The sequence below is a fragment of the Nocardia sp. NBC_01730 genome, from assembly GCF_035920445.1.
Lineage (GTDB): Bacteria > Actinomycetota > Actinomycetes > Mycobacteriales > Mycobacteriaceae > Nocardia.
This window is the reverse complement of record NZ_CP109162.1, coordinates 657786-679722: the sequence shown is the minus strand read 5'-3', so window position 1 is coordinate 679722 and position 21937 is coordinate 657786. Positions and strand designations below refer to the sequence as shown.

Here is a 21937-nt window from a genome sequence, read left to right as displayed (position 1 = left end):
CCGCCCTCTTCGACCCGCCACCGTCGGCGAGGATGAGCTCGAGGTCTGGGACCGGGCGATCGAGGCGTTCGGTTCCGACGACGACGCACCGACGAAGGCCGAGGCATTCACAGCACTGCGCGCCCACCTCGCGATCGAACCCGATCACACCGAAGCCTTCGCGGCGCAGGACGACCTGTATTGGCGCACCCACCTCCAGGAGCTCATCGAGGAGCCCAGCCCCGCCGAGCGACCGCTGGTGCGGGCCATGGAGGACCTGCACATGCCTGCAGGGGAGGCGCGGCGCTCGGCTCCGAGCTGGGGCGAGGTCGCCGGGACGGTCGTGGCGCTTGTCCGCGGTGACCTGTATTGAATGCCAACGCCCCCAACGCGGACCGTGTGGTCACCTGCAACGCCTGCAGGCATCGCGCACCGTCCAATGAATGGACCGACGGTATTTCGATCACTACCGGAGCGTCCGCGAACTCCTCACGAATATACGGCCACGCCGGATCATCGACATCGGCCAGCTCCGCCAATGTTCGCATGGGACTGCCCCGACTTTGGTTGACTCGGGGGCATTCCCCGCTTGATTGGGGTGCGCACCGGGTCGTGCTCAGGGGGACTGAACTCACTGACATTCTCGTGCGGTTTAGCCACTGACATTTTCGGGTTCTGGCACGGGAAGCGTGATACCCAGGTGACGCGTCGTGCCAGATCAGATCGGGAGCAGGATGCGGCGGCGGAGTAAATCGAGTTCGGCTAGCCCGAACATGCTGTTCTCCTGAGATCGGCTCATTACTGCCACTCGCGTGCCGGCAGCGGCGAATCCCTCGACAATTCCGAGGTTGATTCCGCTCGTGCCGCCGGCGACGAATACATTCGTATCGCTGAGGTCAATAGCTACTGAGGTTTCGCCCGAAGGCGTGGACGGGGCCGGCTGGTGTGGCAGATGTCTGGTTCTGAGGGCTCGGTGCACGGTTGTGTCCGCGTGGCATGTCGCCACCGATGGGGCCGACCGTGGTTGCCTCCGGACTGGGGGCGGCGGCAACTTCCGCCGCCGCAGTGGACCTGCGGTGTCCACGGTGGAGAACCGCGGCTGGTTCAGTAGCAGTGTGTGCATGGTTGGTACCCCGACCCAGATCGTGAGCTGCGCTGTGTGGAACAGGTCGGCGGCGGCAGCGGCCTCGAACGTCGGCAGCAGCACGGTGCGGGCGCAGGTGACCAGAGCGGCGACTACGCAACAGGTGATGCCACTGACGTGGTTGAGCGGTACGGCGACCCGCAGCGTGTCGCCTGGGCCGAGCCGCGGCGACCCGGTCCGACCATGCATCCATCTCCGCGAACCCGATCTTCCGGTCATCCGCGATCCAGCCCACAGCATCTGCGGCAGTGGTCGCCGCCCTGCGGAGGACGTCGTGAATACGCTCCACGGAAGCACTCCTCTCGTTACGCGTTCGACACGAGGTGGGCGGTCAGAAAGTCGATCTGATCGGCAACGATCTGCTCGACGGCCGGTGGATGGTAGACCGTGAAGTGGTCGGCGTCGTAATGCTTCAGGACGGCCCGTGGTGCAGTGGCGGCCACCCGCCCCGCGATGGCGGGGTCGATCAGATTCTCTTGCTCGCAGGCGCACACCAGCAGCGGGCAGCGCACGCGTGGTGCGGAGGATGCGGCGTTGTAGAACAACATGCCCAGTCCCGAGGCCGCCGTGATCCGGTTGTCGAAGCGGTAACCGGGTGGTGTCACCGACTGCCACCCTTCAAGGGCGCCGGGCTGGTTCACGAACGCCAGATCCCCGGGCTTTCCGACCAATGGGACGTAACGGCGCGCCCGACCGAGGGCGGCGCGGACCAGGTCGGAGGCGATCGGCACCGTGAACCGCAGCAGGTGCCGTATCCCCGCCCGTGACACGACGGCACGCCCGCTGAAGACCGGACACTGAACCACCGCGGCACGAAGGTCATCGTGGCGTGCGGCTGCCGCCAGGACGTGGCTGGCACCGAAGGAGGTGGCCCACAGCGCGATCCGGTGTGAGTCCAGTTCGGGGCGGGAGCGAGCGAAGGCCAGGGCGGCGTCGACATCCTCGGCGTAACGTCGCTGACTCACCAGCTGGCGCGGCCGGCCACCCGATTCTCCGAGGTGGCGGAAGTCGAAGGCCACCACGGCAAGACCCGCTTCGGAGAACCACTTCTCGTACTGGGCGAGCATCATTTCGTGGGTTGCGCCACCGCCGTGGACGAGCACCACAACCGGATGCGGACCTGGGCCGTCCGGCAGGGTCAGCCACACCGCGCACTGGTCGCGGCCGGAAGTGAAGGTGGTGTGAATGGTCATGACACCTCGATATAGGTACATTGTACGTGAACGAACTCAGTTAAACACGTACCTTGTACTTAATCAAGGAGGAGTATGCCCGCCCCCAGAAAGTTCACGCGCGAGCAGCTACAGGTCGCCGCACTGGCCTTGGTCGACGACCAAGGCCTGTCCGGCTTGACCATGCGCAGCCTCGCGGCGGCACTGGGCACCGGTCCGATGACGATCTACAACTACGTCGATGGACGTGAGGGTTTGGAGCAGCTCGTCACCGAGGCCGTGATGGCCGAAGCACTCTGGGACGCCGCTCCCTCCAGTGACTGGGGTGACGAGGTTCTCACCGTCGCCGAGGGAATGTGGCGCGCCGTGCGCGCACACCCCCACGCGATCCCACTGATTCTCACCCGGCGCAGCCTCGACCTGGCGACACTCCGGCCGACCGAAGCCCTATTGCAGGCACTCGCGCGTAGCGGTAGATCCGGGACTGAATTGCTGGTGGCGTTCCGCGTGGTGTCCGGCTTCATCACCGGATACTCGCAAGCCGAACTCGTAGGCCCCCTCTCCGTGGCGCGCGATGAGAACCTCACGACGATCACCGACCGGATCGCGGCTTTGCCGTCCGAGCAGTTCCCCAAGCTCATCGAGATCGCGCTGGCCGCCGTCTCGAGCGACCCAGCCGCAGAATTCCGCGCCGGGGTGCGCATAATCCTGACAGGACTCAGGGCGTAGGCGTCGCGCCCGCCAACGGTTGCGGTACCAGGATCCTGCCGGACCTACGTTCCGATATGTATCGGGTGGATTTGGTTGGGGTCTTGTTTCCACATCTTGCCGGTGTGCGGATGGAGGGTGTTCGGGATGAGGACGGTGGCGTCGGTATCTACGCCAGAGTGCGAGCGGGCTGGGCCGAGTGTTCTGGTTGCGGCGGGGTGTCGGCATCGGTACATAGTCGCTACGAGCGGCGGTTGGCTGATTTGCCGGTCGGTGGGCGGCCGATGTGGGCGGACCCGGGCACGCGCATGCGCTCGAACTCGTAGGTGTCGAAGGCTTGAACCACAAGGAAATCCAGCGGCACCACCCGTTGACGCCGGACTTGGCCCAAGCGTCGTTCGGGTTGTCCTCACAGCGCACCGCCCCTGAGCGGGATACGAGCGCATAGTTCCAGCATGCAAGCCGAAGGACGAGCGCCATCGAACGCGGTGCTCGAGAGGTGATGTCGGAGGAACCGGAAAGGTGCTGGCGGGTCGGTTTCGAGACGAACGTATTCCTCGGCTCCAGCGGAAAGTCCGACCTCCTCACCCCCGACTTCCTGGTGATTCGTTGCCTCGATTCGCCGTACCAAGACGTTCGCGGCGAGGACGTGCTGCTGGCCGGAGAGGTCTTGTCCCCGTCGAACACCCAGACCGATATCGAGGCGAAGAAAGGGCGCTACGCCAGCGCCGACATCCCCTGGTACTGGGAGGTCACCCTGGCCCGTGAGGAGAGCGCCATCGCCATCGTCCGCGAGTACGCGCTCGAGACCGCTCCCGGACTGCTCCCGGCAGGGGTTCATCCGCTGCGCCCGGCCAATTACCTGCTTACTGGCGAATGGACACCCGACAACCTGAACGGCGTCGAAACCGAGTTTCCCTTCCCCCTCCACATTCCGTGGGCCGAACTCGAATTCTGAACTGGGCGCTGACCATCACCCTCGACCACCTGACCGCCGCCTTCCACGACACCGTCGCGAAACACGGGCGGCTGTCGACCGCGGGGCCTGAAATCCTGAATTCCTCTCACGGCTGGTGGATGAACGATGGCTCAGCCACCAGCGGTCGATCATCACCCAACTCCAGCATACCGACCCACGGCGGACTGCCCTCGATTCGGCCGGCCGCACGCAACTTTGCCAACGTCTACGTCTATTGGGAATGCCATTGAGCGAGCCGCCCAATCGGCAAGTAGCAGGCTCAGGCGATCGGCAAATTCGTTGGGTGACAACAGATGTTGATCATATTCGCCAGGTGGGGGCGCGTCCGGATTTCTCACCGATTGGCGAGTAGTTCGTCGCGGCGGCGGATGACACGCAGGCCATTCACCTCACCGATACCGTCGACGTCCTCCGCCAAAATCATGATGGCGATCAGCACGAACCCGATCAACCAACGCCCCACAGTCCGCCAAAATCCCGGGCGGCCACCGTCGCTGACCCGGACGACCCGCAAACCAAACAGCAGTTTGCCAAAACTACCGCGCAGCAGACGCGTTCCGACCACATGATTGACGAACGATATCGGTAGCAGGAAGCCCAGAAGGAGCGGAAGGCCTACCAGCTCGCGCGGGGAGTAGTCGAACAGCCCCCACACCACACCGAGACTTGCGAGCGGTACCAGCAGCAGATCCACTGTCGCAGCCAGTACCAGCCGCCCCTCCCCCACCTCCTCGGGCACCCACACCGGCTGCGGTGTGTATTGGTGGGGGTTCGGGTACGCCCCATGGCCATAGGCATTCACGCTGTCAGATTCTGGCACAACAGCAAACCGCGAACTCTTCCCTCCCCGAATTGTTTACACTCCCTTGAGATTCGGAACTGGGGTATGAGACCCGGCGGCAGTCGGCCAACGGGTTTACCGATGGATCAACCCGATCTCGCACAGGTACAGATACCAGGAGTCGCGTTCCCACCAGGGCGACTTCTGCCGCTCCGGTGGACCGAAGGTCAGTGGATATTTCGGCCCCAACGCCACTGTATCGATCAGTTCGGGTATGTCGGCGCATTCGAATACGACGCCGGAATCCCAGCGATGTTTGAAGTACAGGTACCAGTAAATCATCACTGTGCCGGAGTCCGCATCCATGACCAATGCCTGTTCGTCGACTGAACCGATACTGAGCCAGTTCCGATCGTCGATCGGTTCGCCGAGTGAGTCGACCACCGACGTAGGACGGATCTGGCCCTGTCGGTGGATCCACAGGCTCCCGAAGGTGGCGCCGTTCGTCAGTCGCCAGAAGTCGCCGAGACCCCCGGCCCACTCGCCGTCCGGCTCCACACAGTCATCGAGCGAGAGCGGCCCATCGGCGGAGAACTCGCCGTACTCTTCGTTGCCGTCCTCCCACTCGTCCCAGCGCCGCTCCATCTCCCCGACGGCGTCGAGCTCTCGTAACAAGGCGATCTTGCCGACCATCCCCTCGAGGTGACTCACCATTCGCATCCTTTCACCCGGCTTCGAGTTCACAGCTTCACGCTTCGAGCCGAGGCCGAACCCGAAAACTTGAGAATCGTACCCCCGCTTCGGCTGGAATCGCGAGATCAAGCGACTGTAAAAGATCGGCCAGAAATTGAAGGGCTGGCGACCTCATAGCCCGCCCCGGCGAGGCCGTAGTAGCTGCGCCCATAAAACACTCCGACCGGGTTCCTGGAAATATTTTACAGTCCCTTTGGCACAGGGCGGGCGCAATCGGACTGACTGTAATGGCTTTGAAGAAACGGGGGGCTCGTGCAATGCTCAACGAATGGTAGATTCCGGCGGCCGCCGGCGCAGTGATTCAAGGTGTGCCGTCAAGGATCCCTAACACGCTATATGAAGGAGAAGAATGAGCGACCTCGACGATATCCGCGACATTCTCGGATTCGAACCATATCGCGGCGCGCCGATCGACTGGGAGGCAGCCAGTCAGGCTCTCGGAGCAAGAATACCCAGCGACTTCCGTGAATTGATCAACGCCACAGGTGCAGGCAAGATCGGCTACGACACACTCTTGTTGCAGCCGTTCGCCATCAACACGAACTACGATCAGATACGCCGCCACCACGAATGGATTCGTGATCTGGAGATCATCTGGGAAGAAGAAAAAGACTTCGACCCCGAAGACCAGACCAAACCCTTGATCTTCAACGAACCCGACATCCGTCCCATCCTGTGGGGTGCCTCGGGTTTGGGTTTCAACCTGTATTGGGTCGCCCGGAACGACACCGACCCCTCCACGTGGCAGATCGCGGTGGAACCGGCGCGCGGCGGGCAGTGGGAATTCCACCCAGGGACGGCGACAAACCTGCTGCTACGCCTGTTGCGCGGAGAGGCGGCCTCCCTGTACTTGCGTAGCTTGTGCACTGCCGAACAGCATTTCTTCACTCCTGACATGTGACGACAGTCACGACCGCTCGGGGCCGGAACAGGCATCCCGGTCACCTGATCAGCGACTACACCACATCCGCCCGATTCTCGACGACCCCGCCCACGCACCAACGGCCATCCAGCATGCCGTCAAAATTCGCGGACACTCGATCTTGAAACAAGCCACCATTGCCATAGATATCAACGGACAAGCGCCGACCATATCTATCTTTCGATCATCGATCATGAAGTCCGGGTCAAGAATTGGGTCACAGCGCACGATGCCGGTATCATCAGGCATAGTGACGCGCATGTTTGCCGGACTTTTCGACATCGATTGGTCGTCGATGCATCACGCCTACGGCTCGGCCGAAGAGGTCCCCGCGCTGCTGATGGCGCTCGGCTCTGCGAAGGCGAAAGAACGACACGAAGCCTTGAACAGGTTCTACGGCGCCGTTCACCATCAGGGCGATGTGTACCGGTGTACAACGGCGAGTCTGCCGTTCCTGTTCGAGTTGGCCGTAGAAGTTGCGGCTCCCGATCATGCTCCGATCGTCGTGTTGCTGGTCAGCATCGGGGCCGCACCCGTCGAACAGTGCGACGTCGCTTACATCGATTGTGCCGGAGATTTTCTGGATTACCCCGCTGCGGCAGCAGCGATCCGTGAGCGCGCCGAGGTGTTCGTTGCATCGCTGCCGAGACCGACCTTCGGATGCGTCAGGCGGCGATACCGGGGCTGGCGCTGTTCGTCGATGATGTACACCGCGCCCTGGCACAAATGCGCGACCGGCGTGCCGCCGAGCCCGGGCTGGCGGAGCGCCTGCCAGTCGTAGAGGCAATGGCCACGCTGGCCCTTTGCCTGCCGACGGTGGCGACCGAGGCGTCAGCCTGGTTCGACGCGCTCATCACCGACGCCTCCGCAAACCCGGCTCGCTGCTCTGGCCCAGCGGTCCCGCTGTGCCCCCGAGCAGATCGGCCCGGACCTCGCCGCCGCCGCGATCGGCCTGCTGCGCCAAATCGCCTGCGCCACCGCGGCGACTGAGGCTGGGCCAGGCGGGATCGTCGGCCTCGATTGCGGCCATCGAATTCGGCGGCCGCGCGATCGATGAATTGTCACGGTCTGCCGAACTGGATCGGGTAACGCACCTGCCCCACCTGGTGGACAAGTTACGTGCACAAGCGCGTCGGCTGGACAACGCCGGCCGGCGCGACGAGGCCGTCGAGGTGGCCGAGGAGGCCGTGGCCCGGGCCCAGGATCTGCTGGCCCTCGATCCAGACCAGTACCGGCCGAACCTGAGCTGGGCACTGACCTGCGCCGCCAGCATCCACTTCAGTTCCCGGCGGGCCGAGGCGGCGGATCTGCGATCACGGCAGGCGTTGGACCTGATCGAGGATCTCGCGGGAACCGGCGGATACACCGCGGCCCTGGCCAATGCCCTGCACAATCGGGCCCTGGCCCTCAATCTCCGCGACGACTACGCGCTGTCCATGGAGTCGTCCGCACGGGCGGCAACGTTATACGAGGAACTGGCCGCCGGTAAGGTCGACCATCGGGCCTCCTGGGCCAATGTACTGTGCACGCGCGCTATCAGTGCCGAAAAACTGCGCGATTTCGATACCGCGCTCGACTGTGTCACCAGGGCCGAGCAGATCTACTCACGACTGGCCGAACGGAATCCGGCGAAGTATTCGGCCGATCTCGCCTACGCGCTGAATCGGCTGGCCTCGATTCACCAGAGTATGGGTACCGCGCAGATAGCGGCGCTGGCCGCCCGGTCGCTGGAGATCTGCGCCTCGCTGCCTGAGGGTCAGGAACGTGACGATCTGCAGACCTCGGCGCTGAATGCCCTGATCCGGAACCTGACCGGCACCGGACAACCACGGGAGGCACTCACCCATTCGACGGTGCTGCTCGAAGTGCAGGAGCGGATGGTGGCGCGCGATCCGGCAGAAACCATCGAACTCGTCATCGCGCTTGGCAATCACACTCTGTGCCTGTCGCAGCTTGGCCGTAAACACGAGGCGCTCGAATATGCCCGCCGCGCCGTCGATCTCGTCCGGCCGCTGGCCGAATCCGAGCCGGGCCCAAACCTGGTCACGATGGCCTCGGCACTGGGCCGGCACGCGACGCAACTCGCCGAGACCGGCCGGGCCGACCGGGCGATCGAGGTGTCGGCCGAGGCCGTCGCCTGCTACGAGCAACTACTGACCGACCACCGCGACCTGCACCTGCGCTCCGCCGCCATGTGCTTGGACAATTACGCGCTGTGGCTGGACAGGGCCGGCCGCACCGAGGAGGGGTTCGCGGCGGCCACGCGCAGTCTGGCAATGTTCGAGGAACTACTCGAGCGCGGTGGCGATCGCGCCCATCTCGGCACCTGCTTGCTGAACCATGCCAGCCGTCTCCAGCATCAGGAGCGCAATACCGAAGCCCTCGGTTACGCCACGCGCGCGCTCGAGCTGTTCGAAGTGTTGGCGCCCGAGAACCCGGGCGCCCATGCCCCCAGCCTGGCCCGGGCACTGCACCTGCAGTCCACCGCACTCGACGGCCTCGGTCGCCACGACGAAGCGCTACCACCGCAGCAGCGGGCCGTACGAATCTGCGCGGCACGAGCCGCGCACGATCGACAGCCCAACCTGACCTTCCTGGCCAAGACCACCTGCGGGCTCGGGAAACGACTCGCCCAAGCCGGACAGTGGCCGCGAGCGCGCGACCAGCTGCGCACCGGGGTGTGGCTGTGGGAGCAACTGACCGAATTCGACACCCGGCTACACTTGAACGGACTCGCCTCGGTACTGAGCGACAACGCCCGACTCTGCCTCGATCACGACGAATGGGCCGAGGCGGCCGCATATTTCGAGCGCGCGGCAACCGCATACCAGGAGTTGGTCACCCGTGATCAGCACGCGCACCTGGCGGATCTGGGCTGGGCGGTCGAGGGCCATGCGTACGCCCTACAGAAGCTCGGACGGCGCCGCCACGCCTCGGCGCAAGCCGATCGCACACTGTCCATCTGGCGGCGGGCCGTAGCGGAGTTTCCCGCGGAGCTCCTGCCGAGACTGGCCGCCGGTGAAGCATGGGCAGCGCGGTTCCGGCTCGACAACGACGAATTCGAACGCGCGGCTGGACATATGGAACACGCTGTCCGCCACTACTGTTCACTCATCGATGCCGAGCGCGACGACCTGGTGGTGACGTTGAAGATCGCGCTGCACCGGTACGCACGAACCCTGCACCGGGTGCGGCTGTGCGCGCGGGCCGCCACAGCAATGGAGGACGCGGTGTACTTGGCACGTCAGCTGTTCGAAACCGACGCTGCTCAACACCATTTCCGCTTGGCCGATACCCTGCGTGATCAAACGTGGCTGTATTCGGAATGCCGGCCGGCGCCGCGACGCGGTCGCCGCGGGCCGCGAGGCGCTCGACGTATTGACCGATCTCATCGCCTCCGACGACGACGATCGCCGCTGGACCCTGGCCGACTATCTCGACTCCCAGGCCGACAGCCTCGCCGAGGTGGGGAAGCTGACCGAATGCCTGGAACTCAACGCTCGCGCAGTGGCGCTCTGGGAGCAGCTTGCGATCGAAAGGGAGGCGGCGGCAGTCGAGTTGGCGTGGTCGCTGTGGCACCGAGCCCGCTGGCTGGCCGCACGCGACGGGGACGCCGCGACACTACCCATCTCGCAGCGCGCCATCGAAATACTTCAGCGAACGTCCGAGAATCGACCGGGCAACGCCAAGTACCTGGCGGACGCACTAGTGGATCACGGCCTGCACCTCGCTCGCGCCGGATGGCACCCGCAGGCACTCGACCACAACAGCCGGGCGCTGGTGTTGTGGGAGGCTTTGGCCGCGGACAAACCCCGGGAACACATTCCGGGACTCGCCGTTTGTCTGCGGCGGCGCTCCACCCATCTGGTCGAATCGTTCGATATCGAAGCCGCTCTCGAAGCTTCATCGCGCGCAATAGCATTGACCGAGCAGGCGGTCGAATGGACCCGACGGCGCCACCTACCGGACCTGGCGGCCTGCTGCCACGAGGCCGCACTGCTGTGGCGCGACCGCGACTCCAATCGGGCACGCACCCTGGCGTTGCGCGCCGTCGGGCTGTACTCGGAATCTATCCGGAACGAGCCGGATATCCTCGACGATCGGCTGGCACAGGCGCGGACCACGGCAGCGCTGATCGAGAACGATGATCGACCGTGATCATTCGGGGATAGGAAAGGACGCCCTCGTCGGCATCGGCATCGGCATCGGCATCGGCATCGGCATCGGCATCGGCATCGGCATCGATGGGCAGCCATACCGACTTCGGCAGCGGCCGATTCGGCGTACAGCGCCGCAGCTCGCTGTGCCAGGGAGCGGGACTCGTTCGGATCGCAGTCACGCAGCAATTGTGCGGTCTCGTCGCAGAGCGCCACCAGGTCCGACAGGTTGGCCGCACACGCAGTTGATTTGTAACTCCGATCGGCGAAATGCTGTCACGAGCGCGGTTTCAGCTTCGTGGTCGGCAGATTCGATGAACGGTGTCCTCGGCGTCGGCCTGGCGGTCGGCAAACGCATCCGGCTCCGCGGCAGCCAATTCCGCGTACAGCGTGACTGCACGCCCGGCAAGGTCACGGGCTTCCGCGGGATCGCGATCACGCAGCAACAGCGCCGCCTCGCGAGATGTGGCGGCCAACTCCGGCAGGTAACGCAGGCGCATCCACGCGACGGCTTCCTCCGCCAATCCCAGTGCCCGCCGGGAACAGTCGATGGCGGCATCATCCGCACCGGCCGCCATCAGGTGAGTAGCGTGCCAGCGCAGGCAATCGCCGAGGCCGGGCCCGTGCTGGCGGGGTTCGTCCTCGACGAGGCTCTCCCACAACCGCAGCGCACGGGAACTGTGGTCCAGCGCATCGGCGTTGCGCCCGGCACGCGCGAGATGGCGGGCGTGATCTACCAGTGATCCGGCGAAGTCGGCACCGTTGTGCGGCTGTTGCTCCCACGCCTGTTCGTATAGGTCGACAGCCTGCCGCGACAGTGTCAGCACAGTGCGATCGTCGACTCCGAGCTCGGCCTCCCAGCGTGCCCGATGCCACAGTGCCCATGCCAGCTCGCGGGATGCGTCGTCGTACTCCTCGACCAACTCCGCCCACAGCGGTACGGCCTCGTCGAGGTTGTGCAGAGCATCGGCCAGCAGACCCATATCCGCGAGGGCATCGGCGAGGGCAACGCGGAATTCGGCGAGCTGCCAATACGGGTCCTCGGCACTGGACTCGGGATTGTCCGCCACCTCTTCCTCCAGCAGCTCCAGCGCCTCCCGCGCCGCGGCGAAGGCCTCCGGGCGCCGACCAGCTTCCGAGCAGCACGATGCCAGATCACGCAGTAGATCGGCCATACGGAATCGGTATGCGGCACGATCGCTTTCGAATAGTGCGCGCATCAGTCGAACCGGTTCCGCCAACCGCGTCACCGCCTGCTCCCAATATCCCGTTTCGCACAGAGTCGTCGCGTACCGGTGGTGCGCATCGATCAAGTCCGGCACCAGGTCATCAGCTCCGCCCGAGATGAGCGAATGGTACTGGCCGACACTGCATTCCAGCTGTTCATGCGCGGCCTCGGGTTCACCGTTGTGCAGCCGAATCCGCGCCGCCCACGCCGCGCAGGCGGCCAGCGACGGCAACGACCACTGCGGATCCTTCGCGACCGCATTACGCCAAATCGACAGGGCACGTTGGATTTCCGCCGCAGTCCGGTCGCGCTGACCGAGTTGACACCGCGCCCACGCATGCTGCTGTACCGCCTCCACCCATCGGGAGCGGTACTGCTCGGGATCGCGGGTGATCAGCTCCTCGCAGGCCGATACGGCGCGTTCGAGGTACGCGGCGGCCTCCTCCCATTCGTGCTCCGCACCGCAGAAACGGGCATGTTCGCCGAGGACGTGCACCAGATCCGGTAGGTGCAATTCGGCATCACCGTCGACAAGTTCCTGCCACAGTCGCACGCCGGCCCGCGAATGGTCGCGCGCCCGCGGCCAGTCGCCGGCGTTGATCAGCCGGCAGGCGAGATTGTATGTGGTCGTGGCCAACTGCTCCAGTACCGACCGCCGATCGTATGCCGCCTCGGCGGCAAAGATGCGGACGGCTCGCTCCTGAGCCACGACCGCATCGTCGTGACGGCCGAGATGATCCAGGGCGTACGACCGATTGTGCAGTGCCCGGGCCAGATCCAGCGCTCGGGAATCCGGTGGCTCGCAAGCCAATTGCTCGAATATCGCGACCGCGCGATCGGCCTGTTCGAGTGCCTCCGCACTGCGTCCGAAATCGGTGAGCAGTCCGGCGCTGTTGAGCAGGCTTGCACCCAGAGACGGCCGATGGGTGCGCCCGTCGATCGCTGCCAGTTCTTCGAGCATGGCTATGCCGCGCCCCGCGATGTCGATACCGTCCGCGCCGCGGCCCACCGCGTCCAGCCGCTGGGCGTGATGGTCCAGGCACCGGGCGGCAGCCTCGAGATACCGGGCTCGATCGTCCTCCAGTAGCCGATCGAACCGGCCGACGGCGTCGGCAGACACCTCGACGGCGTGCTCGTGCCGACGTGTGTCTGCCAGACATTGCGCGTATCGGTCCAAGGCGGACGCGAGATGCTCCCGATAGGGGACGGGATTCGACTCCGACAGCTGTCGAAACAGCTCGAGCGACCGCCGCGCGTACTCGACGGCCTCGAGTGGTCGAGCGCTATCGGCAAGGTACACAGCGTGATTGCCCAGCGCGACCGCGAGCTCAGCGGATTCGCCCGCTGGGTCGCGGGCGGCCATCCGCTCCCGCAACTCCAGCAGCAATGTCGAATGGTCGAGGGCCTCCGACGGCCGGCCATCCTGCATCAGCGACCGCGCCAACGCGTGCAATGCCGCCGCCCGATGCTCATCCTGGTCGGGTCCGGATGCCAATCGGTCGCAGATCTCCAGGGCCGCCATGGCCGCGGCCCGCGCATGATGGCGATTGCCGATATCGATCTGGATCGCCGCCACCTTGCCGAGCGCATACGCGAGCTCCGCGGTGTGCACTTCCGGATCGCGCTCGGCAAGCTCCGCGTAGATCGTCTCCGCGCGAGTGGCGTATCCCAGCGCTGCATCGAGATCGCCGAGACGCGCCAGTGTGGTGGCACGCGTACACAGTATGTTGGCCAATGATGCGCGATCGCTGTCGTCGTCACCGGATTCGACCAGCTCCTCGCATAGTGCGACGGCCCGAGCCAACAGCGCTGTCGATTGCCGATAGTCGTCGAGCTGGTTGAGTACCAGGGCGCGGTTGTGCAGTGCGTCGGCCAGCGCCGCGGTCGCGTTGTCCGGTACTGCCGCGGCGACCTGCTCGATCACCTCGATCGCCGCGCGGGAACTGGAATCCGCGCGCTCGTCGTACACGTGCAGATGTGCCAGAGTGGCGCAGGTCAGCGCCCAGCCCAGCCACGGCCGGTACTGCTCCGGGTCGATCGCGACCAGTTTCCCGGCCTGCTCGACCGCTCGTTCCCAGAGATCGGACGCCTCGACGCCGCGACCGGCCGCACTCAGCCGATCCGCTTGGGCGCGAAGCGCATTCACCGACTCCGGCAGATGCCGCTGGTACTGCCGGGCCAGCCGGGACCATTCGTGAACCGCTCCTGCACCGAACTCGATGGCTGCGTCCGGATCGTCGAACTCATCCGCCGCCGCGGCAATCCCGTCGAAGCCGTTCGCCACGGCGGTCGCACACTTCGTGCCCGGCCGATCGCGGATGCGCTGCCGAAGCTCGACGAAACGCCACCACGCCGCCACCGCCTCGGGACGGCGACCGACACAGTGCAAATCGCAGCCGTACCCGCGCATCGCCTCGGCCAGGTGGGCAATCACGGACTCATCCGTCGCGGCGGCCGCCTCTGCCATCGACACGACCCGCTCGGATACGGTCACCGCCTCGGTATACAGGGTGTGCCGCCGTAGCAGCCGAGTGAGATCCGACAGCGCATACAAGGTGGCGGCAGGAGCGATCGCGGTGGCGTACTGGCGCAGCCGCTCTCCGCGATGCTGTTCCCATTTCCGCACCACGGACTCGAATCCACCGCGTTCAGCCAGGGCGATATGTTCCGACCACGATCGGTCCAGAGCGCCGAGCTCCGAGAGACCCCTGACCTCCGCCAACTCTTCGTAGAGACGAACGCCGCGCTCGGACAGCTCGGCGGCGGCCGCATACCCATCCACCGACTCCACGAAACCGGCGGCCGTCATATGAGCCTCGGCAAGCGCGGCTAGGTAGGCGACCCGGTCGACCGTGACCAGTTCGGTGTAGATCTCGATCAGCCGCCGGCCCGCCGCCGCACCGCGGGTGGTCACCTCGGCCTCGTCGTCCGGATCATGCAGCGCGGCCTCGGCAAGGACAGCCACCAGCTCCCCCAGCACCTCGGCCACCCGCGACAGACCCTGAACCCGATCGATGGCCTGGTCGTCGCAGAGCGCTATGGCCGCGGTAAGCAGATCCGCGGCGACCAGGGAGCATTCCTCCTCGTGTTCGCGCGCCGCTCGCCGTCGCAGCCTCTGGACACGTTGCGAAGGCCGTGGATCTTTGGCCCATTCGCCCTGCGCGGCCCGTACGAGTGCCCGGTGCAGCGGTTGCAGCTCCGGCTCGAATGCGGCGGTATCGATTACCATTGCCGCCGCGCGCGCCACCAGCGGATGGTCCGCCCAGAGATCCAGCGCGGCAACCAGATCCGAGACCACGGTGGTGTCCGCATCCCGCGACACCTCCCACACCGCATCAGCCACCAGCAGGCGCAGCTCGTCGGCGAATTCTTCGGGCGACTGGGGAAAGCCCGCCGCCGGGACAGCAACCACAGGTTGCCTCAACGTCCGGTCGAAGGCACGACAGCGCCTCGATCCGCTCGGCGTCGCTCGTCGCAGCGGTGCACAGTGCGCGGAGCCAGCCGACGCAACCCAGCCAATCCTGCCCTCTTCACCCGATGCATTGTGCCAGGAGGCGCACTCGACGGTTCGGTCGTGGACGGTGAAATATCGACCGCCACAGGAGTTTACCTGCAGCTGACATTCGTGACCCCCGATATTCGAGAACGGTGCGCTGCTGCAGATCGGGCGAGAATCGCGACAGCCGCGCGGCATACCGGCTCGCTGCGAGGTTGATCGCTGACAGCTCAACGGATCGTAAAATCGACCTTCGGTGGGTGCGTGGGTCAGAACCGATCGGCAATGATCTCTTCGGATCTGATCAAAGCGATGAAGAATGAGGTAGTTTCGTGCGAAACACTGTGCGGCGCACCGCAGCCGCGACGGCCGCAGTGGCGGGAATGGTGCTGGCCGGAGGGATGCTCACATTCACCACCCCAGCCGTGGCTCATGCCGAGGACTGCGTGGAGAAGGCGGAGAACAAGCCTGCGGGTCACCTGGTCTCGCCGATCAACGACGGCTGGTTCGAGACGACCGCCGCGTGCGGAGGCAGCATCAAGGTAAATTCTTTGTCGAAGAGCGCCACGAATGCCAAGGTTCAGGTGTGTTATCGGGACGACAACTCCGGTGACAAGAAACTGCGCCCCGGCAGCAAGTGCGGTGAATTCACGACGCTCGAGAAGGATAAATGGCTCACGGTGGCGGAAGGCGTCAAACCGGGCACTAAGTACCGCTTCGAAGTCAGAAGTGTCAACAACAATGACGATTCCGTGCGTAACGCCGACGCCCCGTACTTGCGTAAGGGGTAACGACCCAAAGGCCGCGGCTGACCGAGGTAGCACGCAACTACGCCTCCGTGGCCGGGTGGCAGTACCCGGCCACGGAAGCGTGATCCGCTCGAGGGTTTTTGCCAGCGAGTCGCCGGACCATGTCGGGTCTCCCGAGCAGCCTGTCTCTGACCATTCCGGCAATTCCCTGGTGATTTGAGCTTCTCGACGACGGGAGCCAGGACGAATCCGGCGTGATTCGATATTTGACGATTCCTTGAGCTCTTCTGTGCAGCCTGCAACGTACTTGTACCGATAGCCTTTGCCGAGTTCGATCATCGCCTCGTAAGGAGACCAACCGTGCCTGGACCATTGTCGCGTCGTGATCTCCTCAGGATCGGCAGTGGCGCGATGGTCACGGGCGCTGTCATGCCCTTGGTTCGCAATACGATCGCACCGGATCTCGCTCACGCGGCCGGATGGCACTCGCAGCTTGTATACCCGGATGCCGGCGGTCGGCTCGTCTACAAAGAGGATTCGCGGGGTAAGACGATCCCCGACTTCAGCTGGGCCGGGTATCGCAATGGTGAAGTGCCGCTGCCTTCCGTGCCGGTCGTCAAGGAGATCGGCCCGATCAGCGGTGACAACACCGCACACATTCAGGACGCTCTCAACGAGGTCGGCGCGATGCCGCTGGGCGCGAACGGTTTCCGGGGTGCGCTTCGCCTCGCAGCCGGCCATTACAAGGTCGCCGGCACAATCGTAATGCAGCACGACGGGGTGGTGCTGCGTGGAGCCGGTCAATGGGACGACGACTCGGCGAACACGGTGATCACCGGGACTGGCGGAGGCTCGGCCACCGAGGTCCTACGGGTGGGCGGCGCGGACGCCGGATGGCGGTCGAAGGTGCCCGGCACCGAAACCGGCATCACGTCCAGTCTCGTCGAGGCGGGGGAGAACCGGATGACCCTGGCATCGACGGCCAACCTGAAGGTCGGTGACAACATCATCATCGACCATCCCCACACTCAGGAGTGGACCGACGCGATCAAGGGTGGGGGCGTGATAAAGGATCCGCCTTGGGAACCCAATACCTTGCCCATCATGTACAACAGGTACATCAAGGAGATCGTCGGCAATGACATTGTCATCTGCGCCCCTGTCTTCAATAACCTCCGGCGGTCTCAGTCGCAATGCTCCGTCTGGGTCTGGAACAGGAAGGGGTTGGTCCGCAATGTCGGAGTGGAGAATCTCCGTATCGACATGAACGATCCATCGGAGTTCAGCGAGGATCATCCGCAGAACTGCGTCCACATCAACTGGACCGAGGACGCATGGGTCAAGGACGCCACACTGCTGCACTTCTCGAGGGCGGCGGTTGCAGTAACGCATAGTTCTCGGGTCACCGTCCAGGGCGTTCGGGCTCGCGAACCGCGCTCAGTGATCGAAGGCAGGAAGCGATACAGTTTCAGCGCGAATATCTACGCCCAGCAGGTCCTTTTCCGCGACGTGGAGGCCAATAAGGCCCGGCATGCCTTCATTGCTGCCGGAATGAGTACGTGCTCAGGAAACGTGTGGCTCAATGGGACCAGCGAGGATGGCCTCAACGAGTCCGGCGGCCATAACCGATGGAGCCAGGGGCTGCTGTACGACAACGTGAAGGAACTGCGCAGCCGGAGCGAGTGGGATTGGGTTCTCTCTCTGCACAATCGAGGCGACAAGGGCAATGGCGATGGCCATGGTTGGTCCTCGGTGCTCAGTGTGGCGTGGAATTGCACGGTGGACAATGGCAAAAAGGTGTGTGTACAGGCTCCGCCGACCTCCCAGAACTTCGCGATCGGCACAACGGGCGCAGTCACCGGCGAGAACTGGTACACCGGCTATGAAACCGGGTATGAGGAAGGGACCAATAGGCCAGGGCTGTTACCCGGCTCCCTATACGAGGCGCAACTCGCCGATCGGCTTCGAAACACGTAGCTGAACGATCACGGTGTCGGCCACGCACGGCCGATGAACGCCACAATCCGCGTCGCCGGTCGCGCCGCAACCGGTATGTGGTGATTTGTCAGGCCGCGGCGGGAATGGTGTGCAGTGCGCGAATCGGTGACAGCAGGACGGGCACCACGGCCAGGGTTCCTCCCGCCGCCGCCAGCCACAGCACACCGCGCAGTCCGATAGGCCCGGCCAGTACCCCACCGAGAGCGGCGCCGAGTGCGATGGCACCATAATTCACGACACGAAAGGTCGCCGTCATCCGGCCGAGCACCTGGGGTTCGGTCACCGACTGACGGAGGCTGACCTGATTGATATTGGCCACGGCTACACCCGCTCCCACCAGCGCGAGACCGGTGGCAAGCACCGGTGGAGCCATCGGCCCGGCAGGTGCCACCGCCAGAATCGACAGAGCGGCACCGGCCAGGAGTACTCCACCCACTATGACCCGCCCGATCCCGGCGCGGTTCGTCACCCGGCGGTTGAGCAGCGAGCCGGCGAGCATCCCCGCGTTGCCGGCACCGAGCACGATGCCCAGAGCCACCGGCGACACATGCAGCTCACGAATGCAGTGCAGCACCAGCACCGCCTGGCACATGCCAAAGAACCCGAACGAATTCCCTACACCGGTCGCCAACAGCAGCGGCCGCAACAGCGGATCGGCGAAGACAGCCCGCAATCCGGTCACGATCTCGGCGATCATCCCGGAATCGGTGTTCCGCGGCGGTAGCGGATCCGGGTGGCGGATCAGTAGCAGTGCCAGTGCCGAGAATACGTAGCTCACCGCATCGGCCACTATCGCGAACGGTGCGGTGATCCACTGTACGAGTATGCCGCCGATACCGGGTCCAGTCAGATCACCCGCCGTGCGTGACAACTGCAGTTTCGTATTTCCCTCGATCAGGCGCCGGGCGCCGACCAGCGTCGGAAGATATGCCTGCGAGGCCAGGTCGAAGAATACGCTCATCATCCCGACGACAATGGCGGCGGGAAACAGCAGCCACACGTGCAGCACACCGGTCGCCGCGGCGATCGGCACCGTCAGGAGGACACCGAAGCGCACCATATCGGCAACGATCATCACCCGCCTACGCCGGAGCCGGTCCACCCATACACCCGCCGGCAGGCCGATGATCAGGTACGGGGCATAGTGTGCGGCAGCGAGCAGACCCACCTGGAACGCCGATGTCCCGAGCAGCCCGATGGCGGTCAAAGGAAGCGCCAGTTCGGTGATTCGGGTGCCGACTACGCTGATCGTCTGGGCACCCCACAGTTTCAGGAAATCGGGATGCCGGCGCAGCACACCGGACGGCGAGGGGACGGTAGCGGTACTCATCTGCTGGATCACAGGCCTGCCGCCCCCGGCACGGCCGGTGCCGGCACGACTGCCTGCGGTAGGTCGCGCTGTCCGACGAAGGCGCCGGTCAACAGGATGCTCCCGGCGGACGCTACCAGGCCGAGCATGATCCACAGCGCGGCTCTCGTACCCAGCCAAGTACCGAGCATCGCCCCGGCCAGCGCGCCGGCCGGGGCTGTCCCGGTCAGCAGGACCCGGGTCGTCGCGGTTACCCTGCCGAGCATTCCAGCCGGGGCATACGACTGCCGGAAGCTGGCGACGACGACGTTGCTCATCGCGACGGCGGTAATGCATACCAGCATGCCGATGACATAGAACACCACTCCGACCCCGGGTGACGTGAGCGGCACCAGCAGAACGGGAGGGCTCAGGACCAAGCCGCAAAGGAGAAGGCTACGGGCCGTTCCGAAACCGGCGGCAATACGCCTGGCCAGCAGTGCACCGAGAATGGCGCCGACTCCCCCGGTGGTGAGCAGGAGTCCGGCCAGACCGGGCCCCACACCCACCTCGCGGACGAGGAACAGCATGATCAGCGCGTCGTATCCGGCCAGCCCGAAATTCGACACTGTGGTCCAACTGGTGATGGGTCGGAGATACGGATCCTTTGCGACGAACCCGATACCCTCGGCAATGCTCCGCCGCAGCGGCTGCCGGGGCTCACTCGGCGAAGGACGTACCCGGCTGTCCGATCGCCGACCACGTACGTCGCGAACGCGCACCAGGCAGGCGACCGATACCAGAAAGCTCGCCGCATTGGCCAGCAATGCCGTTGCCGCGCCGATGGCCTGGGCGAGTAGGCCGCCCAGGCCGATGCCGGCCAGGTGAGCAACACTCTCGCTGCCACGGAGCTTCGCATTTCCTTCCATCAGGTCGGCGGCGTCCACCACCGCCGGGACCATGACCTGATAGGCGGTATCGAAGAACACGGCGGCCGTTCCCGAGAGGAATGCGACCGCGAGAACATGCTCGATGGTCAGCAGGTATCTGAGTACCGCAAGCAGGCCGACCTGGAAGGGCGTCGCGTCCAACACCGTCACCGCCAGCAGTGACATGACCACAACAGCCAGTGAGTTTCCGATCTGGTTGACCGATTCGCCGAACCAGAACAGCCGGAAGTCGCGCTGACGCCATAGTGCTCCGAGGCGCCTCCCGGACCCGTGCGACCACATATGCCACCGACCTTTCCACACCCATCAGCCGTCCTGCGCCGGATCCGCGCCGTTCGGCGCGAAGAATCGGCAGCGAGCTACCGGCCGTCGCCAGCGAGTGCGGGCAATGTGTGGATTCCCCTGCCGGTCGGCAACACCGGAACACCGGTACGGCTGAGAAAGAAGGTCTCCAAGCCCGGAACGAGTACGGTGACGACCGGGACTGCCGATTCCACGGAGTTCCACCGCAGGTAATAGCCTGACAGGCCAGCCTTTCCCAGAGCGTGAGCCACGGTCTCGAGCTGGGACTCCACCGACACTGGTGGCGGATCCCACCATCCCGACGGCCGATGCGGTACCGGTTGGCTCTTCCCCGAAAGATGGGTGCCATCGAGCGTCATGCAGCGCTCGAGCACAGGCCAGGATTCGAGACGGGCAAGTTTGCGGTGCAGCTGAGCCAGGCGTTCGGGCTGCTCGGAATGAGTCACATGAGTCTGGAGAAGTTCGCCAAGGGCACGTTCGACCGCGTAACCGGGTGTCGTGGATGCGCCCGCACCGCCGGACACCACATAGGTGGAACGCGACGGCAGTGCGCAGTAGGACGGCACCCCGATATCTGTCGTGATCTCACAGATCAGTGGGGAGGATCCCATGGCGTGCTCGATCTGTTCGCACATCTGCCGAAGGTCGTGCGGAAGGTCGACCGGGTCGACGGTCCGGGCAACCGAATCCGCGGAGGTACACCAGTCCAGGAGGGACAGGGAAAAGGCGTCGCCTTCGATGACCTCCAGCAGCGCGTGCAGCAGCGCCTCCGGCTCCGACACACCCGCAGCCGTACCGAAATTCGTCGCATAGCGCAAATACGAGTGATAACCGACGTCTTCGCCGGGTACGGGATACTGCAAAAACCAGGGGAATCGCGCGAATGCCGGATACCACAGTGCATCGCTGCCCGTATGAATCGGATCGAACCGCAAACAAGCGATCCGCGCATCCGGGAATTCGGCGGCAAGCCGAGGAATGAGGGCATCTCCATGCAGTGCGGGCTGATCCGCTATTCGCTTCGCCGGAATCAACCGCATCCTATCGGCATTACCCCGTAACGCGTCGAATCCGGACTTGTGGCAGAAGTTCTCCCAGGCCTCGAATAGTGCACTGGCGTGGGCCTGCGGTCCGGCTCCGCGCCCCGAAGCATCGGCCACCACGCTGCTGTCCCGGGTGCGGAGCAGGCATCGAACGACACTTGTCCGCGTTTCGGACCGGGTGATCAGCTGTACCGAAAGAGCTTCGCGATCCAACTCCTCGCGCAGTACACCGACTGCGCTTTCCGGCGCCATATGGCGAGTGTTCAATACCCGCAACGGCCCACTCC

At 64.7% G+C, this 21937-nt stretch carries 17 protein-coding genes; 8 read left to right on the top strand and 9 right to left on the bottom strand.

Annotation, left to right across the window (positions count from 1 at the left end; genetic code table 11):
- Window positions 1-203: 203 nt before the first annotated feature.
- From OHB12_RS36010 to OHB12_RS02700, 3 genes are all read right to left on the bottom strand, one after another.
- Window positions 204-527 (bottom strand): DUF2625 family protein, encoded by a 324-nt coding sequence (locus tag OHB12_RS36010; RefSeq protein WP_442799946.1) that lies wholly within the window; start codon window positions 525-527, stop codon window positions 204-206.
- A gap of 170 nt (window positions 528-697) precedes the next feature.
- On the bottom strand, window positions 698-1312 hold the full coding sequence (locus OHB12_RS02705) for an AMP-binding protein (protein ID WP_327115815.1): 615 nt from the start codon (window positions 1310-1312) through the stop codon (window positions 698-700).
- A gap of 116 nt (window positions 1313-1428) precedes the next feature.
- Window positions 1429-2316, bottom strand: a complete 888-nt coding sequence (locus OHB12_RS02700) for an alpha/beta hydrolase (RefSeq protein WP_327115814.1) — start codon at window positions 2314-2316, stop codon at window positions 1429-1431.
- A 75-nt stretch (window positions 2317-2391) separates the two neighbouring features.
- Between OHB12_RS02700 and OHB12_RS02695 the strand changes: the two genes are divergently transcribed.
- The 3 genes from OHB12_RS02695 (at window position 2392) to OHB12_RS02690 (ending at window position 3961) form a co-directional block, all read left to right on the top strand.
- Window positions 2392-3024 carry a TetR/AcrR family transcriptional regulator gene (locus tag OHB12_RS02695; protein WP_327115813.1) on the top strand — a complete coding sequence of 211 codons (633 nt, stop codon included), beginning with the start codon at window positions 2392-2394 and terminating at the stop codon, window positions 3022-3024.
- A gap of 56 nt (window positions 3025-3080) precedes the next feature.
- Entirely contained in the window at window positions 3081-3329 is a 249-nt protein-coding gene (locus tag OHB12_RS36005; protein WP_442799945.1) for a transposase family protein, read from the top strand.
- A 176-nt stretch (window positions 3330-3505) separates the two neighbouring features.
- Complete coding sequence (locus tag OHB12_RS02690) at window positions 3506-3961, top strand: Uma2 family endonuclease (RefSeq protein ID WP_327115812.1); 456 nt, start codon at window positions 3506-3508, stop codon at window positions 3959-3961.
- A gap of 355 nt (window positions 3962-4316) precedes the next feature.
- Here the strand turns inward: OHB12_RS02690 and OHB12_RS02685 are convergent, their stop codons facing one another.
- On the bottom strand, window positions 4317-4709 hold the full coding sequence (locus OHB12_RS02685; protein ID WP_327120845.1) for an RDD family protein: 393 nt from the start codon (window positions 4707-4709) through the stop codon (window positions 4317-4319).
- Window positions 4710-4898: 189 nt separating this feature from the next.
- Window positions 4899-5477, bottom strand: a complete 579-nt coding sequence (locus OHB12_RS02680; protein ID WP_327115810.1) for a hypothetical protein — start codon at window positions 5475-5477, stop codon at window positions 4899-4901.
- A 388-nt stretch (window positions 5478-5865) separates the two neighbouring features.
- Here OHB12_RS02680 and OHB12_RS02675 point away from each other — a divergent pair, with 388 nt between their 5' ends.
- The 3 genes from OHB12_RS02675 (at window position 5866) to OHB12_RS02665 (ending at window position 10586) form a co-directional block, all read left to right on the top strand.
- Entirely contained in the window at window positions 5866-6417 is a 552-nt protein-coding gene (locus OHB12_RS02675) for a hypothetical protein (RefSeq protein WP_327115808.1), read from the top strand.
- 214 nt (window positions 6418-6631) lie between these two features.
- Window positions 6632-7219, top strand: a complete 588-nt coding sequence (locus tag OHB12_RS02670) for a hypothetical protein (protein ID WP_327115806.1) — start codon at window positions 6632-6634, stop codon at window positions 7217-7219.
- Window positions 7220-7496: 277 nt separating this feature from the next.
- Window positions 7497-10586 carry a hypothetical protein gene (locus OHB12_RS02665; RefSeq protein WP_327115804.1) on the top strand — a complete coding sequence of 1030 codons (3090 nt, stop codon included), beginning with the start codon at window positions 7497-7499 and terminating at the stop codon, window positions 10584-10586.
- Window positions 10587-10885: 299 nt separating this feature from the next.
- Here the strand turns inward: OHB12_RS02665 and OHB12_RS02660 are convergent, their stop codons facing one another.
- The gene (locus OHB12_RS02660; protein ID WP_327115802.1) at window positions 10886-15517 is read right to left on the bottom strand and encodes a tetratricopeptide repeat protein; all 4632 of its coding nucleotides are present in this window, start codon (window positions 15515-15517) and stop codon (window positions 10886-10888) included.
- A gap of 134 nt (window positions 15518-15651) precedes the next feature.
- Between OHB12_RS02660 and OHB12_RS02655 the strand changes: the two genes are divergently transcribed.
- Window positions 15652-16110, top strand: coding sequence for a hypothetical protein (locus tag OHB12_RS02655; protein WP_327115800.1), 459 nt, complete (start codon window positions 15652-15654; stop codon window positions 16108-16110).
- 330 nt (window positions 16111-16440) lie between these two features.
- Window positions 16441-18045, top strand: coding sequence for a hypothetical protein (locus tag OHB12_RS02650; protein WP_327115798.1), 1605 nt, complete (start codon window positions 16441-16443; stop codon window positions 18043-18045).
- A gap of 88 nt (window positions 18046-18133) precedes the next feature.
- Here OHB12_RS02650 and OHB12_RS02645 read toward each other — a convergent pair whose 3' ends face one another.
- The 3 genes from OHB12_RS02645 to OHB12_RS02635 form a co-directional block, all read right to left on the bottom strand.
- Window positions 18134-19396, bottom strand: coding sequence for an MFS transporter (locus tag OHB12_RS02645; RefSeq protein ID WP_327115794.1), 1263 nt, complete (start codon window positions 19394-19396; stop codon window positions 18134-18136).
- Between the two features lie 8 nt (window positions 19397-19404).
- Window positions 19405-20586, bottom strand: a complete 1182-nt coding sequence (locus OHB12_RS02640) for an MFS transporter (RefSeq protein ID WP_327115792.1) — start codon at window positions 20584-20586, stop codon at window positions 19405-19407.
- A 77-nt stretch (window positions 20587-20663) separates the two neighbouring features.
- Window positions 20664-21902 (bottom strand): YcaO-like family protein, encoded by a 1239-nt coding sequence (locus tag OHB12_RS02635; RefSeq protein ID WP_327115790.1) that lies wholly within the window; start codon window positions 21900-21902, stop codon window positions 20664-20666.
- Window positions 21903-21937: the final 35 nt, after the last annotated feature.

What these genes read in the sequence shown, in the direction of transcription:
- OHB12_RS36010 (WP_442799946.1), bottom strand. Translation starts at nt 527, where the DNA reads ATGCGAACATTGGCGGAGCTGGCCGATGTCGATGATCCGGCGTGGCCG.
- OHB12_RS02660 (WP_327115802.1), bottom strand. Translation starts at nt 15,517, where the DNA reads ATGCCGCGCGGCTGTCGCGATTCTCGCCCGATCTGCAGCAGCGCACCG.
- OHB12_RS02670 (WP_327115806.1), top strand. Translation starts at nt 6,632, where the DNA reads ATGAAGTCCGGGTCAAGAATTGGGTCACAGCGCACGATGCCGGTATCA.
- OHB12_RS02645 (WP_327115794.1), bottom strand. Translation starts at nt 19,396, where the DNA reads ATGAGTACCGCTACCGTCCCCTCGCCGTCCGGTGTGCTGCGCCGGCAT.
- OHB12_RS02695 (WP_327115813.1), top strand. Translation starts at nt 2,392, where the DNA reads ATGCCCGCCCCCAGAAAGTTCACGCGCGAGCAGCTACAGGTCGCCGCA.
- OHB12_RS02705 (WP_327115815.1), bottom strand. Translation starts at nt 1,312, where the DNA reads ATGCATGGTCGGACCGGGTCGCCGCGGCTCGGCCCAGGCGACACGCTG.
- OHB12_RS02640 (WP_327115792.1), bottom strand. Translation starts at nt 20,586, where the DNA reads ATGTGGTCGCACGGGTCCGGGAGGCGCCTCGGAGCACTATGGCGTCAG.
- OHB12_RS36005 (WP_442799945.1), top strand. Translation starts at nt 3,081, where the DNA reads ATGTATCGGGTGGATTTGGTTGGGGTCTTGTTTCCACATCTTGCCGGT.
- OHB12_RS02675 (WP_327115808.1), top strand. Translation starts at nt 5,866, where the DNA reads ATGAGCGACCTCGACGATATCCGCGACATTCTCGGATTCGAACCATAT.
- OHB12_RS02700 (WP_327115814.1), bottom strand. Translation starts at nt 2,316, where the DNA reads ATGACCATTCACACCACCTTCACTTCCGGCCGCGACCAGTGCGCGGTG.
- OHB12_RS02690 (WP_327115812.1), top strand. Translation starts at nt 3,506, where the DNA reads ATGTCGGAGGAACCGGAAAGGTGCTGGCGGGTCGGTTTCGAGACGAAC.
- OHB12_RS02635 (WP_327115790.1), bottom strand. Translation starts at nt 21,902, where the DNA reads ATGGCGCCGGAAAGCGCAGTCGGTGTACTGCGCGAGGAGTTGGATCGC.
- OHB12_RS02680 (WP_327115810.1), bottom strand. Translation starts at nt 5,477, where the DNA reads ATGGTGAGTCACCTCGAGGGGATGGTCGGCAAGATCGCCTTGTTACGA.